At 58.8% G+C, this 733-nt stretch carries 1 protein-coding gene; it reads right to left on the minus strand.

Annotated features, from left to right (window positions below; genetic code table 11):
- The coding region (locus AC01FP_RS18350) for a hypothetical protein (RefSeq protein ID WP_474482289.1) at window positions 1-236 on the minus strand (236 nt) is incomplete at its 3' end.
- Between the last annotated feature and the right edge of the window lie 497 nt (window positions 237-733).

The following is a 733-nucleotide window of genomic DNA, read 5'->3' on the forward strand; positions in this document are numbered from 1 at the left end:
TGGCTTTCTCCATATATTGAGCGCAAGGCCGGAAGCGCTCCGTCGAGCATATGTTGATCGGATAGCAGAAATCCGCAGTTTTGTTCCAAGTGGCTGTCTATCACACCTCTGATGTTGTTGATAAATCGCTCGGAGCGGTGCATTGGAATGAGTAGGCTGTACTTGAACATGGCGATAAGTTGGGTTGCTTTCTGGGGCAACGGCGGTTGATGGCCATGCTGACGGACCTGCAGCATGGCTAGGCCAGTACCGATACGGAGGCAGCTGCGAAGGGCCGTCCGATTGCATGAGTGGGGCGGCGTTTGTGCAGGCCCAGCTGCAGGTGATGGCTAACATGAATCAGATTTGCCCCTGCGACGGGTGCTGCTGGTGCTGGGGATACATCGTTCCGGCACCTCAGCCTTGGCAGGGCTGCTCTGCTAGCAGGAATTTCAAGCGCCCCATAACCCCGACTTCGGCGACGCCAATAATCCAACGGGTTACTGGGAGCCGCAGCAGATCCGGTCTTTCCACAACAGCCTGCTGCAGGCGGCCCAGAGCAGCTGGGAAGACCCCTTTCTGCCGGTGCTCCCGTGGCAACCCCAACACCTGGAGCCAGCCCTGGCTGATCTGAACAGGAAAGCTGAGGCAGCAGCCGCCAAGGCCATGGTCGCCCAGGCAGGCTGTAGAGCACGCCGATGAACAGCAGGGCGAAGCCAAAGCTCACCACCCCTACGCGCTCGTTGAACAGTTG

The organism is Cyanobium sp. NIVA-CYA 375, from assembly GCF_056108345.1.